The 22,597-nt window shown below is 46.6% G+C and carries 20 protein-coding genes and 1 tRNA gene; 17 read left to right on the forward strand and 4 right to left on the reverse strand.

Annotation, left to right across the window (positions count from 1 at the left end; genetic code table 11):
• Positions 1-6: 6 nt before the first annotated feature.
• Positions 7-648 carry a phosphate propanoyltransferase gene (locus tag DWX43_RS13010; protein WP_109733694.1) on the reverse strand — a complete coding sequence of 214 codons (642 nt, stop codon included), beginning with the start codon at positions 646-648 and terminating at the stop codon, positions 7-9.
• A 411-nt stretch (positions 649-1,059) separates the two neighbouring features.
• Between DWX43_RS13010 and DWX43_RS13015 the strand changes: the two genes are divergently transcribed.
• From DWX43_RS13015 to aspS, 12 genes are all read left to right on the forward strand, one after another.
• Positions 1,060-2,691 (forward strand): Na/Pi cotransporter family protein, encoded by a 1,632-nt coding sequence (locus tag DWX43_RS13015; RefSeq protein WP_118620576.1) that lies wholly within the window; start codon positions 1,060-1,062, stop codon positions 2,689-2,691.
• A gap of 84 nt (positions 2,692-2,775) precedes the next feature.
• Positions 2,776-3,321: a stage V sporulation protein T gene (gene spoVT / locus DWX43_RS13020; RefSeq protein WP_109733696.1), complete on the forward strand. Its 546-nt coding sequence runs from the start codon at positions 2,776-2,778 to the stop codon at positions 3,319-3,321.
• Between the two features lie 128 nt (positions 3,322-3,449).
• Positions 3,450-3,836 (forward strand): TIGR04086 family membrane protein, encoded by a 387-nt coding sequence (locus tag DWX43_RS13025; RefSeq protein WP_109733703.1) that lies wholly within the window; start codon positions 3,450-3,452, stop codon positions 3,834-3,836.
• 115 nt (positions 3,837-3,951) lie between these two features.
• Positions 3,952-4,095, forward strand: a complete 144-nt coding sequence (gene scfA / locus DWX43_RS13030) for a six-cysteine ranthipeptide SCIFF (protein WP_009002406.1) — start codon at positions 3,952-3,954, stop codon at positions 4,093-4,095.
• A 119-nt stretch (positions 4,096-4,214) separates the two neighbouring features.
• Positions 4,215-5,636: a thioether cross-link-forming SCIFF peptide maturase gene (scfB, locus tag DWX43_RS13035; protein WP_109733714.1), complete on the forward strand. Its 1,422-nt coding sequence runs from the start codon at positions 4,215-4,217 to the stop codon at positions 5,634-5,636.
• Positions 5,623-7,860: a protein translocase subunit SecD gene (gene secD, locus DWX43_RS13040; RefSeq protein ID WP_118620577.1), complete on the forward strand. Its 2,238-nt coding sequence runs from the start codon at positions 5,623-5,625 to the stop codon at positions 7,858-7,860. Before scfB ends, secD begins: the two co-directional genes overlap by 14 nt.
• A gap of 111 nt (positions 7,861-7,971) precedes the next feature.
• Complete coding sequence (gene recJ, locus DWX43_RS13045; RefSeq protein ID WP_118620578.1) at positions 7,972-9,684, forward strand: single-stranded-DNA-specific exonuclease RecJ; 1,713 nt, start codon at positions 7,972-7,974, stop codon at positions 9,682-9,684.
• A 113-nt stretch (positions 9,685-9,797) separates the two neighbouring features.
• Entirely contained in the window at positions 9,798-12,104 is a 2,307-nt protein-coding gene (locus tag DWX43_RS13050; RefSeq protein ID WP_118620579.1) for a bifunctional (p)ppGpp synthetase/guanosine-3',5'-bis(diphosphate) 3'-pyrophosphohydrolase, read from the forward strand.
• A 6-nt stretch (positions 12,105-12,110) separates the two neighbouring features.
• On the forward strand, positions 12,111-12,731 hold the full coding sequence (locus DWX43_RS13055; RefSeq protein ID WP_118620580.1) for an MBL fold metallo-hydrolase: 621 nt from the start codon (positions 12,111-12,113) through the stop codon (positions 12,729-12,731).
• A gap of 87 nt (positions 12,732-12,818) precedes the next feature.
• Entirely contained in the window at positions 12,819-14,213 is a 1,395-nt protein-coding gene (hemZ, locus tag DWX43_RS13060; RefSeq protein ID WP_330582251.1) for a coproporphyrinogen dehydrogenase HemZ, read from the forward strand.
• A complete protein-coding gene (hisS, locus tag DWX43_RS13065; RefSeq protein ID WP_109733709.1) occupies positions 14,204-15,469 on the forward strand; it encodes a histidine--tRNA ligase in 1,266 nt (421 codons plus the stop codon). The genes hemZ and hisS overlap by 10 nt, the downstream gene beginning before the upstream one ends.
• A gap of 77 nt (positions 15,470-15,546) precedes the next feature.
• Positions 15,547-17,331 carry an aspartate--tRNA ligase gene (gene aspS / locus DWX43_RS13070; RefSeq protein ID WP_118620640.1) on the forward strand — a complete coding sequence of 595 codons (1,785 nt, stop codon included), beginning with the start codon at positions 15,547-15,549 and terminating at the stop codon, positions 17,329-17,331.
• Between the two features lie 57 nt (positions 17,332-17,388).
• On the opposite strand, the gene DWX43_RS13075 is transcribed toward aspS, so the two are convergent.
• On the reverse strand, positions 17,389-17,652 hold the full coding sequence (locus tag DWX43_RS13075) for a helix-turn-helix transcriptional regulator (RefSeq protein WP_242996257.1): 264 nt from the start codon (positions 17,650-17,652) through the stop codon (positions 17,389-17,391).
• A gap of 273 nt (positions 17,653-17,925) precedes the next feature.
• On the opposite strand from DWX43_RS13075, the gene DWX43_RS13080 reads away from it, so the two are divergent.
• A tRNA-Gly gene (locus DWX43_RS13080) sits at positions 17,926-17,998 on the forward strand.
• A gap of 132 nt (positions 17,999-18,130) precedes the next feature.
• On the opposite strand, the gene DWX43_RS13085 is transcribed toward DWX43_RS13080, so the two are convergent.
• Complete coding sequence (locus tag DWX43_RS13085; RefSeq protein WP_118620582.1) at positions 18,131-18,349, reverse strand: helix-turn-helix transcriptional regulator; 219 nt, start codon at positions 18,347-18,349, stop codon at positions 18,131-18,133.
• A gap of 63 nt (positions 18,350-18,412) precedes the next feature.
• Positions 18,413-18,604 carry a helix-turn-helix transcriptional regulator gene (locus DWX43_RS13090; RefSeq protein WP_109733711.1) on the reverse strand — a complete coding sequence of 64 codons (192 nt, stop codon included), beginning with the start codon at positions 18,602-18,604 and terminating at the stop codon, positions 18,413-18,415.
• 655 nt (positions 18,605-19,259) lie between these two features.
• Here DWX43_RS13090 and DWX43_RS13095 point away from each other — a divergent pair.
• From DWX43_RS13095 to DWX43_RS13110, 4 genes are all read left to right on the forward strand, one after another.
• Positions 19,260-20,558: a homoserine dehydrogenase gene (locus tag DWX43_RS13095; protein WP_118620583.1), complete on the forward strand. Its 1,299-nt coding sequence runs from the start codon at positions 19,260-19,262 to the stop codon at positions 20,556-20,558.
• Between the two features lie 144 nt (positions 20,559-20,702).
• Positions 20,703-21,137 carry a MarR family transcriptional regulator gene (locus DWX43_RS13100; protein ID WP_109729810.1) on the forward strand — a complete coding sequence of 145 codons (435 nt, stop codon included), beginning with the start codon at positions 20,703-20,705 and terminating at the stop codon, positions 21,135-21,137.
• A 76-nt stretch (positions 21,138-21,213) separates the two neighbouring features.
• Positions 21,214-22,062 (forward strand): thymidylate synthase, encoded by an 849-nt coding sequence (gene thyA / locus DWX43_RS13105; RefSeq protein ID WP_118620584.1) that lies wholly within the window; start codon positions 21,214-21,216, stop codon positions 22,060-22,062.
• 18 nt (positions 22,063-22,080) lie between these two features.
• Positions 22,081-22,572, forward strand: coding sequence for a dihydrofolate reductase (locus DWX43_RS13110; protein WP_118620585.1), 492 nt, complete (start codon positions 22,081-22,083; stop codon positions 22,570-22,572).
• Positions 22,573-22,597 lie beyond the last annotated feature (25 nt).

A 22,597-nucleotide genomic window follows, 5' to 3' on the forward strand; every position in this document is an offset into this window, starting at 1 on the left:
TTACGTCTAACGGTTGATTCCGGACTGCAATTCGTCTGCCCATGTCTGCAGATTATAAGTATGCCCGTCAAATAATTTTAAAATCACGCCGGTAGGATTATCCTCGTTGGCAAAGGCATTGGCCTCGTCTGTGTCAACATGCATTGCCAGAGAAAAGCCCGGGCTGACGCGGACAACGACGTCTGAAAAAATCAGAGAACGCTCATAGCTTGTCGTGATGACAAAGACGATGTCATTATCCTTGACATGTGCCCTGACGGCATCGAGAGGTGTCATATGGATATGGCGTTTTGCCACAATGACCCCTTCTTTTAGTTCTATTCTGCCTTTTGGCCCCTCTAATATACATCCCGGAGTTCCTTTGATATCTCCGGACTGCCGGATGACGCTGGGAATCCCGAGCCTTCTGGCGTCAGTTACGGAAATCTCCACCTGGGTCGCCGGGCGGAACGGGCCCAGTACGATGACTTTTTCAAAACGCCCTTTCGGACCAATGACCGTGAGTCTTTCTTTACATGCATACTGTCCGGGCTGGCTGAGTTCCTTTACATAGTTCAGGCGCACGCCGGGACCAAATAATTGTTCAAAATCTTCCTGAGAGACGTGAATGTGTCTGGCGGAAGTTTCTATAGGGATTTTCAGGCTCATAATGATTAACTCCATCCTGTGCGTGTATTTAACATCACCTAAATTTTAGCAGAATCAAGTGAGGATTTCAATATGATCTTGCTTTACGAATTTCAAACAGCACAGGTGTCCGTCCGGCATCCCGCCCCGGCTTACGGCAGGCTTCGGTTCATCCGGTCAGTAATAGCGCGATCATGGGAGGGGAAATCGGCGGAGGGCTGCGGATGGATTCGCGTGGTGGGACTTTATGTGGGGAGGGACGTACACGAGGCTGACGCCCGTGTACTAAAGAAGTTGTGCTAAGATTGTGTTAAGAAGGGGAAGGGCTGGTTGACCGGGGGGATTTTTGCGTGATATTCTTGGAACGGAGTGCGTTGATGTTAAGTGAGGGTTAGGCGTACAGTATGGGGATACGAAGGAGTAAATGGGATTATGGGTATTAAGGATGTGCTGGCGCTTTTGGGCGGGCTGGCTTTGTTTTTGTATGGGATGCAGATGATGAGTAATGGGCTGGAGGCGGCGGCCGGGAACCGGATGAAGGCGATTCTGGAGAGGCTGACTTCGAACAGGGTGAAGGGGGTCCTTGTCGGGGCAGGGATTACAGCTGTGATTCAGTCTTCTTCGGCGACCACGGTTATGGTGGTCGGGTTTGTGAATTCGGGACTGATGACGCTGAAACAGGCTGTCTGGGTTATCATGGGGGCCAATATAGGGACGACGATTACAGGACAGCTGATTGCGCTGGATATTGGGGCCGTTGCGCCTGTGTTTGCCATTGCGGGTGTTGCTGCGATTATGTTTGTGAAAAATGAAAAGGTACATCATATCAGCAGTATTTTTGCGGGACTCGGTATACTTTTCATGGGAATGGACATGATGGGGAATGCAATGGAGCCTCTGCAGGATTCGGCGGCATTTATCCAGTTTATGACGACTTTTAGGAATCCTCTGGTGGGAATTCTGATTGGCGCCGTGTTTACAGCGGTAATTCAGTCCTCCTCCGCATCAGTCGGGATTCTTCAGGCACTGGCCGGGACAGGGATGATTCCTCTGTCAAGTGCTGTTTATATTCTGTTCGGGCAGAATATCGGAACGTGCATCACGGCGGTGCTGGCATCAATTGGGATGAAGGTGAATGCGAAGCGGACAACGATTATACATTTGATGTTTAATATTTTTGGTTCCGTTTTGTTTACGGTGGTCTGTCTGGTTACACCTTTTGTGAGCTGGATGGAGGCACTTGCACCGGGAAATCCGGTTTCGCAGATTGCAAATGTGCACACTGTTTTTAATATTGTGACCACACTGATCTTACTTCCGTTTGGAACATATATGGCGGCCGCGGCGGAGAAAATTCTCCCTGACAGCAGAAAGGAAGAGGACGAGGAATACAGGCTGAAGTATATTACCAGATTTGAACCGTCCTATGCGATCGGACAGGCGGCAGTGGCGATTTCCCAGGTGAAAAATGAGGTGGGGAGAATGCAGGCGATGGTCGAAAAAAATATTTCCAGTGCCTATAATGTCCTGATTAAATATAATGATAAGGAACTGAAAAAAATAGATGAGCGGGAAACATACATAGATTATCTGAATGCAGAAATATCAAGCTATATCGTGTCTCTGATGGCAAATGAAATGTCTCTGGCAGATTCGCGCCAGATCAACGGATACTATGTGGTCATCAGCAATCTGGAACGCCTTGGCGATCATGCGGTGAATCTGGCCGGATATGCAAAGGAATTGAAAGGCTGGGATGCCGGATTTTCAGAAACGGCCAGGGAAGAACTGGAGATTATGAAGAAGCAGTGTATGGATGCGCTGGATATCGTAAAAGAAATGCTTCCCGGTAATTCTGGCGTGATTCTTGAAAAGGCTTCGGCGATGGAACAGAAGATTGATGACACAAGGGATAAATACTTTAAGAAACAGATGCAGCGCCTGAAAAAAGGAAAATGTAAGCCTCAGACAGGCATCATATTTACAGAGATTTTGACGGATTTTGAAAGAATGGGGGATCATGTGAAAAATATTGCCGAACAATATGTAGAAATGGAAAACTGATGAAACAACGAATATTTTCCTCTGTTTAACAAATAATAGTAGCAGTGCTAATTATTACTATGACGTTAAATGGAGGAATTTTTTATGAAAGCTACAGGAATCGTAAGGCGGATTGATGACCTGGGAAGGGTGGTCATTCCGAAAGAAATACGAAGAACGCTGCGGATACGCGAGGGAGACCCGCTGGAGATATTTACAGACAGAGAAGGTGAAGTGATACTTAAGAAATATTCTCCGATCGGGGAACTGGGAACGCTGGCCAAGCAATATTCCGAAAGTCTGGCACAGACGATGGGATGCACAGTATGTATCACGGACACGGATCAGATCGTGGCGGCCTCAGGCAGCGGGAAAAAAGATCTGCAGGATAAGTATATCAGTAAAGAACTGGAAAAAGTGATTCAGACGAGAGAACAGGTGCTGGCAAAGTCAGATTCCGCTAAATATGCCGGAATCACGGCGGATGAAAAAGAATTCAAAGAAGAAGTGATCTGCCCGATCCTCTGTGAAGGGGATGCAATCGGGGCGGTTGTGTTCTTAAATAAAGACGACAAGAAAAAATTCGGGGAACTGGAACAAAAGGTTGCCCAGAGTGCGGCAGGATTTTTAGGACGGCAGATGGAGCAGTAAATGAAAGTGTTATAATAATAATAAAGACAGCGGCAGACATAAAATGCTGCTGTTTTTTTCGTTTAAGTTATATTTCCCGCGGGACAATCATATGCTGTATTAGTATATGATGGACGAGGAGGTTTGGGATGGAGAAAAAGACAAATAGAGGACGCGGGGCGGAAGGAAAAGCTGTCTGGATTCTGAAAGCCCTTTTGTGCGCCTATGTAGTAACAGGGATCCTGCTGCTTTTGCTGACACTTTTGCTTTATAAATTGAATCTGGATGAAGGAAAAGTAACAGGGGGAATTATTGCAATCTATGTCATTTCTACTTTTGTCGGCGGGTTTGCCGCAGGAAAGATGGCGAAGGTACGCAAGTTTGCGTGGGGACTGACGATTGGGATCCTGTATTTTGGACTGCTGCTTTTGATTTCTCTGGGGGTGTACCGGACACTACAGGGCAGCGGGGCCAATGTACTGACAACATTTTTGCTCTGTGCAGGCGGCGGAATGCTTGGGGGGATGATATCCTGATCCTGAGACATACGATTATGTTCACGAAAAAAACACTTTAAAAACATATAACAGTATGCTATAATGTTACGAGGTAAATACATGCCTGTAGCATGAATAGTAGGAGGAGAGAACCATGAAGCATATCAAGACATTGAATACACAGACATTGAACAATACAGTAAAAAAGGGCGGCTGCGGTGAATGCCAGACATCCTGCCAGTCAGCATGCAAGACTTCCTGTACAGTAGGAAATCAGACCTGCGAACATAAGAAATAAGATACATATAATTTAGTAAAGAACCATGAAAGGCAGCGACCTCGGCCGCTGCCTTACGCTTGTTACCGGGATTCTTTTTCCGGGGCATGTGAATTAAGATGAAAGTGGGGGTATCTGTTGTGATACATCAGTACCAGAATAATGGATATAACATTGTCCTCGATGTGAACAGTGGTTCTGTGCACGTGGTGGACAAGATTGCATATGACGTGATCGGCTGTCTGGAGGGTATGAATCCCCTTCATACCCCGGAAACTTTACGCAGTGATGAGACCCGGGAGTATCTCTGCGGGAATCTGGAAGATACCTATGCCAGAGAAGAACTTTGTGAAGTGCTGGAGGCCGTGGCTGAACTTGCAGAGGCAGGACAGCTTTTTGCAAGAGATATATATGAAGACTATATAGGGGAAGTGAAGCAGAGGAAGACCGTTGTTAAGGCTCTTTGTCTGCATATTGCGCATGACTGCAATCTGGCATGTAAGTACTGTTTTGCGGAAGAGGGGGAATACCACGGGAGACGTGCCCTGATGTCATACGAGGTGGGGAAGAAAGCACTGGATTTCCTGATCGAGAATTCTGGGAACAGGAGGAATCTCGAAGTCGACTTCTTCGGCGGGGAGCCGCTGATGAACTGGCAGGTTGTGAAAGACCTGGTGGCTTATGGGCGGGAGCAGGAAAAGCTGCACAATAAGCATTTCCGTTTTACCGTGACGACTAACGGTGTCCTGTTGAATGATGAGATTCAGGAGTTCGTGAACCGCGAGATGGACAATGTCGTGCTCAGTCTCGACGGCCGTAAGGAAGTAAATGACAGAATGCGCCCGTTCAGAAACGGAAAAGGCAGTTATGACCTGATTGTACCGAAGTTTCAGAAACTGGCGGAGAGCCGGAACCAGGAGAAGTACTATATAAGAGGGACGTTTACAAGGGAGAATCTTGACTTTTCAAATGATGTCATGCATTTTGCAGAGCTGGGGTTCAAACAGATTTCCATAGAACCGGTAGTCGGAGAGGACACAGACCCATATGCAATCCGGGAAAGTGACCTGCCGCAGATTTTCCGGGAATATGATATTCTGGCAAAGACTATGGTGGAAAGAGAGCGCAGGGGGGAAGGATTTACATTCTTCCATTTTATGCTGGATTTAGAAGGCGGTCCGTGTGTTGCAAAGAGACTTTCAGGCTGCGGCTCAGGGACAGAGTATCTGGCTGTTACGCCGTGGGGGGATTTATACCCGTGCCACCAGTTTGTCGGGGATGAAAAGTTCCTGATGGGAAATGTGGATGACGGAATCGTAAAACCGGAAATCGCGGATGATTTCAGAGGCTGCAGTGTCTATTCCAAAGAAAAATGCCGGAAGTGTTTTGCCAGATTCTACTGCAGCGGCGGCTGTATGGCAAACTCTTATAAATTCCACAATACGATTCATGATACGTATGATGTGAGCTGTGAGATGGAACGTAAACGTGTAGAATGTGCGATTATGATAAAGGCTGCATTGGCAGATGAAGAAAGGAATGTGACTCATGAAGAAAAGTAAAGGCATTATCAGCCTGATTCTGACTGCCCTGCTGATTGCCCTGTTGGGATTTACAACAGTGGTCGGATTCGGGAAAACAGGTTCAGGTGCCGCAAAGAATATCAAGCTCGGTCTTGATCTGGAAGGCGGCGTAAGTATTACATATCAGGTCAAAGGGGACACACCGTCCCAGGCAGATATGGATGATACCATTTATAAGCTGCAGAGACGTGTGGAAGGTTACAGTACAGAGGCTACCGTATATCAGGAGGGCGATGACCGTATCAGCATTGAGATTCCGGGTGTTAAGGATGCCAACAAGATTCTGGACGAATTAGGACAGCCGGGCTCACTGTATTTTATCAGAGAAAAGGACAGTGACGGCAACGCTAACTATTCACAGGTATCTGTTGGGGAATATAAGCTTAACAAGACGATCGATGAGCTAAAGGAGGATGGTTCCATCGTTCTCACCGGTACAGATGTTAAGAATGCATCTGCAGCAACAACGCAGGATTCAATGAATAACAAAAAGAATATCGTCGAGCTTTCCTTTACAAAAGAAGGAACTGAGAAGTTTGCGGCTGCAACAAAAGAAGCGGCAGGCAAAGAGACGATTGCAATTTACTATGATGGAGAACTCGTCAGTGTGCCGAATGTGGAGAATGAAATCCTTGACGGGCAGGCCCAGATCTCAGGAAGTATGGATTTTGAAGCGGCAGAACAGCTGGCATCCACGATCCGTATCGGTGGACTGAGTCTGGAACTCGAGGAGCTGCGTTCCAATGTTGTTGGTGCACAGCTGGGGCAGGAAGCGATCAGCACCAGTTTAAAGGCCGGCGCGATCGGACTTGCAATTGTGTTTATTTTCATGTGTTTTGTATACCTGCTTCCGGGATTTGCGGCAAGTATTGCACTGCTTATTTATACGGGGCTGATTCTTGTCCTGCTGAATGCATTTGATATTACACTGACACTTCCGGGTATCGCAGGTATTATCCTTGGTATCGGTATGGCGGTGGATGCGAACGTTATCATTTTCGCCAGAGTCCGTGAGGAACTGTCGGCCGGCAAGAACGTAAGGGCTGCGCTGAATGCAGGTTTCCATAAGGCGATGTCGGCGATTCTGGACGGAAATATTACAACCCTGATTGCAGCGGCCGTGCTGTGGCTGAAGGGAAGTGGAAGTGTAAAAGGATTCGCACAGACTCTGGCACTTGGTATTGTGGTTTCCATGTTTACCGCACTGGTGATTACACGTCTGATTGTGTATTCCTTCTATGCAGTGGGAATCCGCAATACAAAGGTTTATGGCCGTGTAAAACCGGAACGTAAGCCAATAGACTTCCTAAGTAAGAAAAAAATATTCTTTGCAATATCAATTGTAATTGTTCTGGCTGGATTTGTATTTATGGGAATTAACAGCAGCCAGGGCAAGGGTGCATTAAATTACAGCCTTGAGTTTAAGGGCGGTACCTCAACCAACGTGACCTTTGATAAAGATTACAGTCTGGAGGAGATCGACAAGAATATTGTGCCTCTGATTGAAGATGCAACAGGGGACAATAATGTACAGGTTCAGAAAGTAGAAGGAACCAATCAGGTAATCTTCAAGACAAAGACACTTGAACTTGACAGACGTGAAGCATTTAATAAGGCGATGACAGATGAGTTCAATGTAAATGAGGACGAGATTACAACAGAGAATATCAGTTCAACTGTAAGTTCGGAGATGAGACAGGATGCCATCGTTGCAGTTCTGATTGCAACAATTTGTATGCTGCTCTATATCTGGTTCAGGTTTAAGGACATCCGCTTTGCAACGAGTGCCGTGCTGGCGCTGCTGCACGATGTTCTGGTCGTACTTGCATTCTACGTTGTTGCAAGGGTATCAGTAGGTAATACATTTATCGCATGTATGCTGACAATCGTAGGTTACTCCATCAATGCCACGATCGTTATCTTTGACCGTATTCGTGAGGAGATGAAGACAAAGAAACGCGGCGAGGAACTCTCAGATCTCGTGAACAGATGTATTACACGTACATTGACACGTAGTATTTATACCTCACTGACAACGTTCGTGATGGTTGCAGTATTATATGTTATGGGTGTAAGTTCGATTAAAGAATTTGCACTGCCGCTGATGGTAGGTATTATCTGCGGGGCATATTCATCCGTATGTATCACAGGCGCACTCTGGTATGTGATGAAAGGCAAGGGACTGAAACAGGAAAAGAAGTAAGAACGTATATGCAGGAGGGGGCACCGCCGTGAATTGGCGGTGCCCCCTTTGCAGAATTAGATTACCCCACAGGTATTTCTGATAAAATTTTATACACAAGGAGGATAAAGGGTGGAAAAATGGTTTGTTTCTATGAAAAAAGCAGATTTTAACCAGATTGCCGAAAAGTACCGGATATCTCCGATTCTTGCAAGGCTGATCAGGAACCGGGATATGACGTCGGATCAGGAGATTGATTTTTATCTGAATGGTACGATCGCAGACTTATTTGATGGCATGCTTATGAAGGATATGGATAAAGCAGTAGAGATTTTGGCGGAGAAAATTCGTGAGGGAGCGCCAATCCGCGTAATTGGCGATTATGATATAGACGGTGTCAACGCGACATATGTACTTCAGGAGGGGATCGCGAAGCTTGGCGGAGATGTGGATACGGATATTCCGGACCGGATTAAGGATGGTTACGGGCTGAACCGTATGCTGATCGACCGGGCACTGGAGGAGGGGATCGATACCATTATTACTTGTGATAACGGGATCGCCGCATCGGAGGAGATTGCCTATGGGAAGAAGCAGGGGCTCACAATCATCGTGACGGATCATCATGAAGTGCCTTATCTGGATGCCGGAAGCGGGCGGGAGTACCTTCTTCCACAGGCAGATGCGGTCATTGACCCGCACCGGGCAGACTGTGACTATCCGTTTAAGGGCTTATGCGGGGCGGCAGTTGCCTACAAGCTGGTGGAGGCATTATATGAGGTGATGCAGCGCGATGTGGACGATGTGGATTACCTGATGCAAAATGTGGCAATTGCGACCGTCGGTGACGTGATGGACCTTGTCGGTGAGAACCGGATTTTTGTAAAGCAGGGTCTGGAAATGCTGAAACGAACGAATAATCACGGCCTGAAAGCACTGATGGAATGTACGGGTGTGCCCGTGGACCGTCTGTCAGCTTACCATATTGGTTTTGTAATCGGGCCGTGCATCAACGCAAGCGGCCGTCTGGACACTGCAAAACGGGCGCTTGAGCTTTTAAATGCGCCGAACCGCCGTGAAGCGGTCATGCTGGCGGAAGACTTAAAAGCCCTGAATGACAGCCGCAAGGAGATGACCGAAAAGGGTGTCGAAGAAGCTGTGGAGCAGATCGAAAATACTTCTATGGGTGAGGATAAGGTTCTCGTTATCTATCTTCCGGACTGCCATGAGAGTATAGCCGGGATTATAGCGGGAAGAATTAAAGAGAGGTATTACAGGCCGACCTTTGTTCTGACGGCAGGTGAGGAAGGTGTGAAGGGCTCGGGACGTTCCATCGAGGCCTATAATATGTTTGAGGAAATGTGCAAATGCCGAGCCCTGTTTACTAAGTTCGGCGGACATAAGCTGGCGGCGGGGCTTTCCCTCAAAGAGGAGAATGTAGGGCGGTTCCGGGAGGTGATTAATGAGCTTGCGGACCTGTCTGAGGAGGACATGCTGCCGAAGGTTTCTATAGACATGCAGCTTCCGCTTCCTTATGTGACGGAAGAACTTGTTTCCGAACTGGAACTTTTAGAACCGTTCGGCAAGGGAAATACGAAACCCGTGTTCGCAGAAAAAAATCTGAAAGTAATCAGCCCGAAAATTATCGGCAAGAATCAGAATGTTCTAAAGTTCAGGGTACAGGATCAGCGGGGCAATCAGATGGAGGCAGTTTATTTCGGTGATGCTGCCGCATGTATGGAGTATATGCGGGGGAAACCGGAGATGTCGTTTACCTTTTATCCGTCAATAAACGAATATATGGGAAACCGTACGCTTCAGATTACGGTGACCAACTACCAGTAAGGTCATTTTTTGGCGTTTTTGCGCCATTTTCTGTTTGAAATAGTTTGAAAAAAATAAAAATGATGGTATACTTAGGAATATGAAACTTACGATGGAAGAAAGGGGGAATTGATATGGCGGGGACTCCGGAATATGAATTGCTGAATATGAATCTGGAGATCGTAGACGGGCATGCCGTAAAAGCACCCGAAGATTATCAAGACCCTGAACAATTATATCAGGCCTTGATTGCCAGAGTCAGGAAATATCATCCGTCTGCGGATATTACAATGATTGAGAAAGCATACAGGGTCGGAAATCAGGCACATAACGGTCAGGTGCGCAAGTCTGGCGAACCTTATATTATCCATCCTCTGTGGGTCGGGATTATTCTGGCGGACCTTGAGATGGATAAGGAGACGATCGTGGCAGGCATGCTGCACGATGCAGTAGAAGATACGGAGATGACTCTCGAAGACGTGGCGAAAGAATTCGGAGATGAGGTTGCACTTCTCGTGGATGGTGTCACAAAATTGGGACAGTTGTCCTATTCCCAGGATAAACTGGAGGTTCAGGCGGAGAATCTGCGGAAGATGTTCCTTGCAATGGCAAAGGACATCCGTGTCATTATCATTAAACTGGCTGACCGGCTCCATAATATGCGGACGCTGGAATTTATGGTAGAGGCCAAGCAGAAGGAAAAGGCAAGGGAGACGATGGACATTTACGCGCCCATCGCGCAGCGCCTCGGTATCTCCAAGATTAAGACAGAACTGGACGATCTGTCATTAAAGTATTATCAGCCCGAAGTATATTATGACCTGGTAAAAAATTTAAATGAGAGGAAGACTGAGCGCGAGGATTTTGTACAGCAGATCGTGGCGGAAGTTTCTTCACATATGAGGAATTCTCATATTAACGCGAAGGTATACGGACGTGTAAAGCATTTCTTCAGTATCTATAAGAAGATGGTGAACCAGAATAAGACTCTGGATCAGGTATATGACCTGTTTGCAGTCCGCATCATTGTTGATTCCGTGAAGGACTGCTATGCGGCCCTCGGTGTAATTCATGAGATGTACACACCTATACCGGGCCGATTTAAAGATTATATTGCCATGCCAAAGGCGAATATGTACCAGTCCCTCCACACGACACTGATGGGGCCGTCAGGACAGCCGTTCGAGATTCAGATCCGCACCGAGGAGATGCACAAGACCGCTGAGTACGGTATTGCGGCACACTGGAAATACAAGGAAAGCGGAGACTCCACGAAGAGTGTGAAGGCCCAGGAGGAAGAGAAGTTGAGCTGGCTGCGCCAAATTCTGGAGTGGCAGCGTGACATGTCAGACAACCGGGAGTTTTTAAGCCTGCTCAAAGGTGATTTGGACCTGTTCGCGGAGGATGTATACTGCTTTACCCCAAACGGTGATGTGAAGAACCTGCCGAATGGTTCGACGCCGGTTGATTTTGCATATGCGATCCACAGTGCGGTAGGTAATAAGATGGTCGGCGCCAGAGTAAACGGAAAGCTGGTGAATATAGACTATAAGATCCAGAACGGTGACAGGATAGAGATTCTGACTTCCCAGAATTCCAAGGGCCCGAGCCGGGACTGGCTGAATATCGTTAAGAGCACACAGGCAAAGAATAAGATCAACCAGTGGTTTAAGAAAGAATTTAAAGAAGACAATATCGTGCGCGGCAAGGAGTTGATTAATGCCTACTGCAAGGCGAAGACGATTAGTCTGACGAATATCATGAAGCCGAAGTACCAGCAGATTGTGCAGAAGAAGTACGGTTTCAGGGACTGGGATGCCGTTCTGGCTGCGCTGGGGCACGGCGGGCTGAAGGAAGGCCAGGTTGTGAACCGCCTTGTAGAAGAGTACGAGAAGGAACACAAGAAGACGATCACGGATGAGACGATTCTGGAGAAGATTTCAGAAGCGAATAATCAGAAAGTTCACATTGCCAAGTCCAAGAGTGGTATTGTTGTAAAAGGAATCGATGATATGGCGGTACGTTTTTCGAAATGCTGTAATCCGGTTCCGGGAGATGAGATTGTTGGATTTGTCACCCGCGGGCGCGGAATGTCGATCCATAGGACGGACTGTGTGAATATGCTCCATCTGTCAGAGAAGGAAAGAGAACGCCTGATCGATGCCGAATGGGAAGAGACTGCAGAGGCGGAGAGCGGCGGGCAGTATCTGGCCGAGCTGAAGATGTATGCCCATGACAGGCAGGGACTTCTGATGGACATTTCTAAGATCTTTACAGAGGCGAAATTAGACGTGAAGTCCATGAATATCCGTACCAGTAAGAAAGGCACAGCCACACTGGACATGGGATTCATCGTGCACGGACGGGATGAGCTGAACAAAGTAATTGAGAAACTGCGCCAGTTAGACGGCGTGATGGATATTGAACGAACGGCAGGTTAAGTTGAGATGAAGATAGAAAAGTTTGTAATAGGTATCATAGGCACGAATTGCTATCTTGTGCAGAATGAAGACACAAAGGAATGTATTCTGATAGATCCCGCGGTTTTGAGGGCGGAGATTGTGAGCCATATTAAGAACCAGGGGCTGAAGCTGACAGCCATTCTGCTGACGCACGGACATTTCGACCACATCATGGGTGTGGACGGATTCCTGAAGGAATTTCAGGTTCCCGTATATGCGCATGAAAAAGAGGAGGCACTGCTTAGTGATGCTTCGCTGAACTCATCCTCCACATACGGGCGGGCATATACATTTTCGGATGCCGTATATGTGAAGGATAAGGAGAAGCTGAACGCAGCGGGATTCGATATAGAAGTTATCTATACGCCGGGGCATACCATCGGAGGCTGCTGCTACTATATTCCGGCAGAAGGGGTGCTGTTTTCAGGGGACACTTTATTCTGTTCCTCCATTGGCAGATCGGATTTTCCGACAGGGAATGCGGGACAGCTGATCCGTTCCATTCAGGAAAGGCTGATGTGCCTTCCGGATGAGACAAAGGTATATCCGGGACATATGGACGAGACGACGATTGATTTTGAGAAGAAGAACAATCCGTTTCTTTAATAGAGGGTACCAGATTGCGAATGAATAGCAGAAAGCGGGATTTTTAAAACTATTATGATTGAAATAAGCAGTAAAGATACACTGTATATGTATAATTTATATCATATCACGAAGGCCTTTTTCCCGAACACGGAGATCGGGCAAAAGGTGGATGAAGGGCAAGAACCTCTGGTAAAACTAACGTTGGAAGGGGGCTCTTGCTTTTCCATTACCGAAGGTGAAATCAACGCCCTTACGGACCGGCAGGAGCGCAAGAAGTTTGTGACCAGACATGTGTATGACTGGCTGTCCAAAGAGACTGGGATACAGCTTGCGTGGGGGATGCTCACCGGCGTAAGGCCCACGAAGCTCATCATGCAGCAAGTGGAAACAGGAATGCATGAAAAAGAAATTATTCAGTTTCTGAAAGAAGAATACGCGGTCAGCGCGAAGAAGGCACAGCTCGGACTGGAGATTGCAAAGAGAGAAAAGGCGCAGCTGGTCCGTCTGGACTATGACAATGGGTACAGTCTGTATGTGGGGATCCCGTTTTGTCCGAGCATCTGTTCCTACTGTTCTTTTAGTTCTTCACCTCTCGAAAAATGGAAAGACCGGATGGACGCTTATCTGGACGCGCTTTGCAGGGAGATTACGGCAATTGGCAGGGCGGTACAGGGTAAGAAACTGAATACCATTTATATAGGCGGCGGGACTCCGACGACACTTGAGGCAGATCAGCTGGAACGGCTGCTTCTGCATCTGGGGGACACCTTTTCTTACGGGGAACTGAAGGAGTTTACGGTAGAAGCCGGCAGACCGGACAGTATCACAAGGGAGAAACTGGAAGTGCTTTCCCGGTATCCCGTAACGCGTATTTCTATCAACCCGCAGACCATGCAGCAGAAAACGCTGGATGAGGTGGGGCGCAGACATACTGTTCAGGATGTGAAAGATGTGTTCCATATGGCGAGGAAACTTGGATTTGACAATATTAACATGGACCTGATTGCAGGACTGCCCGGTGAGAATGCAGGGGACATGCGTGATACCTTAAGACAGATAGAAGCACTCGGGCCGGACAGCCTGACTGTACATGCGCTCGCAATCAAACGGGCTGCCCGTCTAGGACAGGAACACTGCCGGATTGACCTGCACAGCGAGATTGAACAGATGGTGGAGGACAGCGCCGGGGCGGCAGAGAGGATGGGGCTTGTGCCTTATTATCTGTACCGGCAGAAGAATATTGCGGGAAATTTTGAAAATGTTGGTTACGCAAAGGTTGACAAAGCCGGAATATACAATATACTTATTATGGAAGAAAAACAGACAATCCTTGCGGCAGGGGCAGGTTCTTCTACAAAGATCGTGCTCCCGGAGAAGGTACAGATGGAGAACGGGAAGAAGAGCAATCTGGTCAGGATTGAGAATGTGAAAGACATTACGGAATATATCGGCCGTATTGACGAAATGATAGAGCGAAAAGGAGAATGGTTATGGCGTTAAAGAAGAAACCGGTCACCGGAATGAAGGACATGATGCCCGCTGAGATGGAGATCAGAGATTACGTGATAGGGCTCATCAAAGAAACTTACAAAGCATTTGGATTTTCATCCATAGAGACTCCCTGTGTGGAACATATTGAAAACCTGTGCAGCAAGCAGGGCGGGGATAATGAAAAGCTGATTTTCAAGATACTAAAAAGAGGCGAAAAGTTAAAGATCGATACAGCACAGACAGAGAGTGACCTGGTTGACGGGGGACTGCGTTATGACCTGACCGTGCCGCTGTCACGGTATTATTCAAATAATGCCAACGACCTCCCGTCACCTTTCAAGGCACTGCAGATGGGGAATGTGTGGCGCGCCGACAGACCGCAGAGAGGGCGTTTCCGTCAGTTTATGCAGTGTGACATTGACATTTTGGGCGAACCGGGCAATCTCGCGGAGATCGAGCTGATTCTTGCGACATCCACGCTGCTTGGAAAGCTGGATTTCAGAAATTTCACGATCCGCATCAATGACCGCAGATTTTTGAAGGCGATGGCGGCTTACAGCGGTTTCAAAGAAGAAGACTACGAGAATGTATTCATTATACTGGACAAGATGGACAAGATCGGCATGGACGGTGTTGCATCTGAATTAGAGGAGTGCGGATATGAGAAAGAATCGGTGGAAAAATATCTTCAGCTTTTCAAAGAAATTACAAACAACGTGGAGGGCGTACGCTACTGCAAAGAGAAACTGGAAGGCTTTCTCCCGGATGAAGCAGCGTCTTCACTGGAAATGATTATTACAAGTGTGGAAACGGCAAGAGAGGCTGATTTCAAGATCAGCTTCGACCCCACACTCGTACGTGGAATGTCCTATTATACCGGGACTATTTTCGAAATCTCTATGGACGAGTTCGGCGGTTCTGTAGGCGGCGGCGGACGTTACGACGAGATGATCGGGAAATTCACGGGACAGAATACCCCTGCGGTAGGTTTCTCAATCGGGTTCGAACGAATTGTCATGCTCCTGCTGGAAAGAGGCTATCAAGTGCCGACAAGCAGGTCTAAAAAGGCGTTCCTCATCGAGAAGAACATGCCTCAGGAAGGCATGCTGAAAGTATTAAGCCTTGCAAAAGAAGAACGTGCGGCAGGAAAACAGGTCATGATCGTTAATATGAAGAAAAATAAAAAATTCCAGAAGGAACAACTGGTGGAGCAGGGATATGAAGACATTGTTGAATGCTACCGCGACTCCATAAATGAACTGTAAATGTGAAAAAAGTGTGACGGGGGTCTGACCCCTTTGCAAAAGGGTCAGACCCCTCTGAAGAAGAGAGGATGGAAATTATGGCAGAATCAATGAAGGGCTTGAAGAGAACTCACCGCTGTGCGGAGCTGTCAAGCGTAAATACCGGTGAGAAAGTGACTGTAATGGGATGGGTTCAGAAGAACCGGAATAAAGGCGGCATTGTGTTTGTGGACCTCCGTGACCGTTCTGGTATCCTGCAGATTGTATTTGAAGGCGAAGATAAGGCAGAACTGATCGAAAAGGCGGCAAAACTCCGGAGTGAGTTTGTTATCGCAGTTGTAGGTAATGTTGAAGCCCGAAGCGGGGCAGTGAACGAGAATCTGGCTACCGGTGAGATTGAAATAAGGGCAGAGGAACTGCGGATTCTTTCAGAATCAGAAACCCCTCCGTTCCCGATTGAAGAAAACAGCAAGACGAAGGAAGAACTCCGTCTGAAATACCGTTATCTGGACCTGAGAAGGCCGGATCTCCAGCGGAACCTGATGATGAGAAGCAAGGTTGCGACTCTGACACGCCAGTTCCTGTCAGAGGAAGGGTTCTTAGAGATTGAGACACCGGTGCTTGGAAAGAGTACGCCGGAAGGCGCAAGGGATTATCTGGTACCGAGCCGTATACATCCGGGCAGTTTTTATGGACTTCCGCAGTCACCACAGCTGTTCAAGCAGCTGCTGATGTGCTCAGGATATGACCGTTATTTCCAGATTGCAAAATGTTTCCGTGACGAGGACCTGCGTGCCGACCGACAGCCTGAGTTTACACAGATAGACATGGAACTTTCTTTTGTGGATGTGGACGATGTGATTGATGTGAATGAGAGGCTTCTGGCGAAGTTGTTCAAAGAAGTTCTGGATGTGGAGGTTACACTCCCGATTCCAAGAATGACCTGGCAGGAAGCGATGGACCGTTATGGCTCTGACAAGCCGGACACCCGTTTCGGCATGGAGCTGACAGATGTAACGGATACGGTAAAGGACTGTGAATTTGTTGTCTTCAAAGGCGCCATTGAAAACGGCGGAACTGTCCGGGGCATCAACGCTAAGGGACAGGGCGGCATGCCGCGTAAGAAGATCGACAAGCTGGTTGATTTTGCAAAGGATTTCGGGGCAAAGGGACTTGCCTATATTGCACTCCAGACGGATGGGACGGTGAAGTCATCGTTTGCAAAATTCATGACAGAGGAGCAGATGCAGAACCTGATTCAGGCAATGGCCGGAGAGCCGGGAGACTTACTTCTCTTTGCAGCAGACAAGAATAAAGTTGTCTGGGATGTACTTGGGAACCTGCGTCTGGAAATTGCGAAACAGATGGAAATCCTGAATAAGGATGAATATAAGTTTGTATGGGTCACAGAGTTCCCGCTTCTCGAGTGGAGCGATGAACAGAACCGTTTTATGGCAATGCACCATCCGTTTACCATGCCGATGGAGGAAGACCTTAAGTACATCGATGACGATCCGGGAAGGGTCCGTGCCAAAGCTTACGATATCGTACTGAACGGGAACGAGATCGGCGGGGGAAGCGTCAGAATCTTCCAGAATGATATTCAGGAAAAGATGTTTGAAGTGCTTGGGTTCACAAAAGAACAGGCATATGAGCAGTTCGGTTTCCTTCTGGATGCGTTTAAATACGGTGTGCCCCCTCACGCAGGCCTTGCATATGGTCTGGACCGTATGGTCATGCTCATGGCAAAAGAGGACAGCATCCGTGATGTCATGGCATTCCCGAAGGTAAAGGATGCTTCCTGCCTGATGACGGAAGCACCAAGTGAGGTTGATGATAAACAGCTTGAGGAATTGGGACTGGAAAAATGCTCTGCTGAATAAAGTTGAGGATAAGGTCGTTCAGTGTCGATTATCAATAAAATAGAAGTCAGATAGGCCTTAGATTTTCGGAATATTCTTTTCAGAATCGGAAAGTGCCGGCGAGGCAGGGCGAAAATCCCTGTCCACCAGCACGTCAAGGCTTACATGAAATGCGTCTGCAATTGATATTAGGATAAAAATATCAGGGAGACGTTTCCCGAGTTCATAAGCGGATAAAGTGGCACGATGCAGGTTGATCTTTCGAGCTAAATTTAATTGTGTCATGTTGCGTTCTTTGCGCAGCCGTCTAATATTTCGGCCAATCGTATCATTAGTTATCATTATTTTCACCAAATTTTTGCACGGAGTTATTAAATTCTATGTTCATTCTATATGATAGCCTGTGAAATTACAAATGGAAAAGCGTGGTAGGCGGGCATCATAATGATGACATGGTTATGCGTTAGTAAGAAATAAATAATCGGGGGAGAAATCCAAACTGAGCAAAAAATTAGAAATTTAAAAAAAATATAAAAAACTTTAAAAAATGTGTTGACAATCTGAACTTCATATAGTATAGTAATTATTGTTCCGGTCAGGAAATATACAACATACGCGATAGTGGCTCAGTTGGTAGAGTACGACCTTGCCAAGGTCGGGGTCGCGGGTTCGAATCCCGTCTATCGCTCTTAAGGCTTCAGAAAGAAAAGACAAGTGTTAGGTAATCGGTTTAGAGACGATTATTTAACACTTGTTTTTATTTCAAAGGAAAGTTCATTTTATGAAACAAAGTGAAGCAAACAAAAAGACGGAGCCCCGGCTAATGGTGCCCGGTTTTCCGCCCTATCAATTCATCGATAGTTATATTGTAGATGTCCGCCATCGCCCATAAAGTATAGATATCCGGGATGCGGCTTCCTGTCTCATATGTAGACACGGTCTGGCGTGTCATATTCAGCGGCTTTGCCAGATCAACCTGAGTCATTCTGCGGGCCGTCCGATACATTCTCAGCCTGTTTCCTAGTTCTTTTTCTGTCATATCCTTCACCAACCATTTTTTGCTTTAAGTAATATCACCCTTGTATGCAAATATACGCGTTCTTTAAAGAACAAATATATTCTCAACAGGGATACCAAGTGCCTTGGAGAGAAGAAGTGCAGTCTCTACGGATGGATTCGTTGTAGTACCAGATTCAATTGCTGATATTGTAGTTCTTGGAACACCGCTCAATCTGCTCAGTTTTTCCTGAGACCAGTCTTTTTCCCAACGTATTGCTTGCAGTCTATTGTTCATATATTTACACACCTGGTTAATTATTTAGTATGCGTAAATCCCAGCCTTCGTTTACATACCAAATATTACCACATAAAGATGACCGATATCTGTCGACTTTTTTTGACAAATTTCGTAAGGTTCCATAAATTCAGTTGTTATATTAACGAGGGACTATTTTTGTCTATAGAAAAGAGACTTGAAACAGGTCTCTTCATGATAGCCGGGGTACTGCCAGTTGTTATGAAGTTAAGACTGTTTAATATTGTATGTTATTAATAATTTTTTTATTTATAATACTTTCTCATGTATTCATTTAGAATACCATCTTGTTTTAGAAAATTAAAGAACTATTTATATCTTTTCACTTTGTAATCATTATCGGTACCGATTCGACGGCACCGTGTATTTTTGTGAGACTGTTTATAAACGTGTCTGTGATCACTAAATTAGTTTGTGCATATCCAGATGTTCTGTTAAAACCCGCTGGTATTTTCTGCATATTTATGCTATAATATGTCCCATTCAAATACGCCCCGGTGTTTTTGCGGCGGAGCATGTGTCCTGATGTGCGTGATGTTATGCGTCTGTATGCTTTGCCCGCCCGCAGGGGGCGGTTATTCCGGAGGGGAAACTTCTGGCAGGATATAATACTTAGTGATAAAGAGGTGCAGAGATGGAAGAAAATAAGATAAAAGAAAATAAGATAAAAGTGGCCCTGCTTGGACTGGGAACGGTTGGCACAGGCGTTTATAAACTCATACACAGAAGAGGGGATGTGATGGAGCGCACGATTGGTGCCGAACTTGAGATTTCCCGGATTCTGGTACATAGCCTGAAGAAAGAGCGTCCGGGTATTGATGCATCTCTTTTGACAGATAACTGGCAGGAGATTCTGGCTGATGATGAGATTCAGATTGTGATAGAGGTGATGGGAGGCATCGAACCAGCCCGTACCATGATACTGGATGCGCTTCATGCGGGAAAACACGTCGTTACGGCGAACAAGGACCTTGTGGCAGAGTATGGCAAGGAGCTGTTGGATGCGGCAGAAGCCGGAAAGTGTGATTTCCTCTTCGAGGCCGCTGTGGCAGGCGGAATTCCGATTATCCGTCCTCTGAAACAGTGTCTGGCCGGAAATGAGATTTCCGAAGTGATCGGAATTGTAAACGGTACAACAAACTATATTTTAACAAAGATGTTTGAAGATAATATGAGCTTTGAAGAAGCTCTGGCAAAGGCGACGGAGCTTGGGTATGCTGAGGCCGACCCGACTGCTGATGTTGAGGGACTGGATGCAGGGCGCAAGGTTGCGATCATGGCTTCCATTGCCTTTCATTCCAGAGTTGTTTTTAAGGATGTTTTTACGGAGGGGATCACGAAGATTACTTCCAAAGATATCGCTTATGCGAAAGAGTTTGACAGTGTAATCAAGCTGCTTGGAGTGGCCCATAATACGGAAAATGGTATCGAAGTCGGTGTTTACCCGATGCTTTTGAATAAAGACCATCCGCTGGCGTCCGTGCGTGATTCTTTCAATGCGGTGTTTGTTCACGGCGATGCCGTGGATGACGCCATGTTCTACGGCAGGGGTGCCGGAGAACTGCCGACTGCAAGTGCGGTGATGGGGGATATCATTGATGTGGCCAGGGATATTCAGTATCATTGTAACGGTAGAATCAGCTGTACCTGTTATAAAGAGCTTCCGATCAAAGATTTTGATGATGTGAAGAATAAGTTCTTCCTCAGGATGCAGGTGAAAAACCAGCCCGGCGTTCTGGCCTGCATTGCAAAGGTCTTTGGAGACCATAAGGTCAGCATCGCGCGGGTTGTGCAGAAACATGCGAAGGAAAATGAGGCGGAGCTGGTTATTGTAACTGATAAGGTAAAGGAATACCATTTAAAGGACGCCCTGGGGGAATTAAGAGGAATAGACAGTATTTTGGACATCAGCAGCCTGATACGCGAGTACTAGGGCACAGGATGCTGCCAGAGCGTAGTTTTGTCCGTGGAAGAGGTGTGAAGTTGACACACCTCTTTTATAATGGTATAACAGAATATAGCACGCTATATATAAAAGGCGTCGGTATCTGGTAAATTTCATGGAGAGGAGAAAAGCATGGAGCGAAGAAACCAGCCGATCGGTTTTACCATTAAGCAGATCAATAACGTATTTGAAAAAGATTTGAATGAAAAGCTGAAAACAATTGGAATTACAGCATCGCAGTGCGCGGTTCTGGATTACCTGTTCCACACGAACAAGGAAGAGGTAAGCCAGCGTGATGTGGAGCGCCATTTGAGCCTGAAGAATCCTACTGTGACAGGACTGCTTAAAAGGCTGGATGAAAAAGGATTTATCTTCTGCGTTCCAAATACAACAGATAAACGTAAAAAAAACATTTATCTGACAGAAAAAGCCTATGACATCCAGCGCAGGATGGAGGCGGACCGCAGGAAAATGGACAGAGAAATGACACGCGGAATGACAAAAAAGGAAATAGCAGCTTTAACAAGAGGTCTTGAAAAGATGCTGTATAATATAGCTGATCCATAAATTTTCAGAATTATCAGAAAACGGAGGGCAAAGGGGTCAGACCCCTTTGCGGAATTTACAGAAGGGAGACGAAATTATGAGTAATGCAGATCGTATTTTTATTGATATGTGCCGTGATATTATTGAGAATGGTACGAGTACTGAGGGGGAGAAGGTGCGCCCGGTATGGGAGGATGGGACGTCCGCTTATACGATTAAGAAGTTCGGGGTGGTGAACCGTTATGATCTCTCGAAGGAGTTCCCGGCCCTGACGCTGCGGCGTACGGGGATTAAGAGCTGTGTGGATGAGATGCTCTGGATCTGGCAGAAGAAGTCGAATAATATCCATGACCTGAATAGTCATATATGGGACAGCTGGGCGGATGAAGATGGATCGATCGGAAAAGCCTATGGCTACCAGATGGGCGTGAAGCACGAGTACAGGGAAGGGATGATGGACCAGGTGGACAGGGTGATCTATGACCTGAAGAATAATCCGTACAGCCGCAGGATTATGACGAACATATATGTGCATCAGGACCTGCATGAGATGAATCTGTACCCGTGTGCATACAGCATGACGTTCAATGTGACAAAGGAAAAGGGCAGTGACAAGCTGACGCTGAACGGAATCCTGAACCAGCGTTCTCAGGATGTACTTGCGGCAAATAACTGGAATGTATGCCAGTACGCCGTACTTCTGCATATGCTGGCACAGGTATGTGATATGAAGGCCGGGGAATTTGTCCATGTGATTGCGGATGCACACATCTATGACCGCCATATCCCACTGATTGAGGAACTGATCTCGAGGGAGCCATATCCGGCGCCGAAGTTCTGGCTCAACCCGGATGTAAAGGATTTCTATGAGTTTACGAGGGAGGATGTGCGTCTGGATGACTATCAGACACATCCGCAGATTAAGAATATACCGATTGCGGTTTAATAAAGGGAGGAAAGAACAATGAATCTAATTGCAGCAGCTGATAAAAACTGGGGAATTGGCTATAAGAATAAGCTACTTGTAAGCATACCGTCTGATATGAAGTTTTTCCGTGAGACAACGACCGGGAAGGTGATTGTTATGGGCAGGAAGACACTGGAAAGCTTTCCGAACGGTATGCCGTTGAAGAACAGGACAAACATTGTCCTGACATCCAACAAAGATTACCGTGTTAAAGATGCAATTATTGTGCATACTTTAGAGGAACTGCATAAGGAACTGGAAAAATATAATTCGGAAGATGTCTATGTGATAGGAGGGGAAAGCGTGTACCGCCAGCTTCTTCCTTACTGTGACACGGCATATATTACCAAGATCGACCATGCATTTCAGGCAGATACGTTTTTCCCTAATCTGGATGAAATGGAAAACTGGGAGATGACACAGGTGAGTGAGGAGCAGACATGCTTTGATCTGGAATATATGTTCACGAAATATGAAAACCGTCTGTAAAGAAGCGGGATATCTGACGATAGAA

Origin of the sequence: Clostridium sp. AF19-22AC (assembly GCF_003479085.1) — a bacterium.
In the GTDB taxonomy this organism is placed as follows: Bacteria; Bacillota; Clostridia; order Lachnospirales; family Lachnospiraceae; genus Faecalicatena_A; species Faecalicatena_A orotica.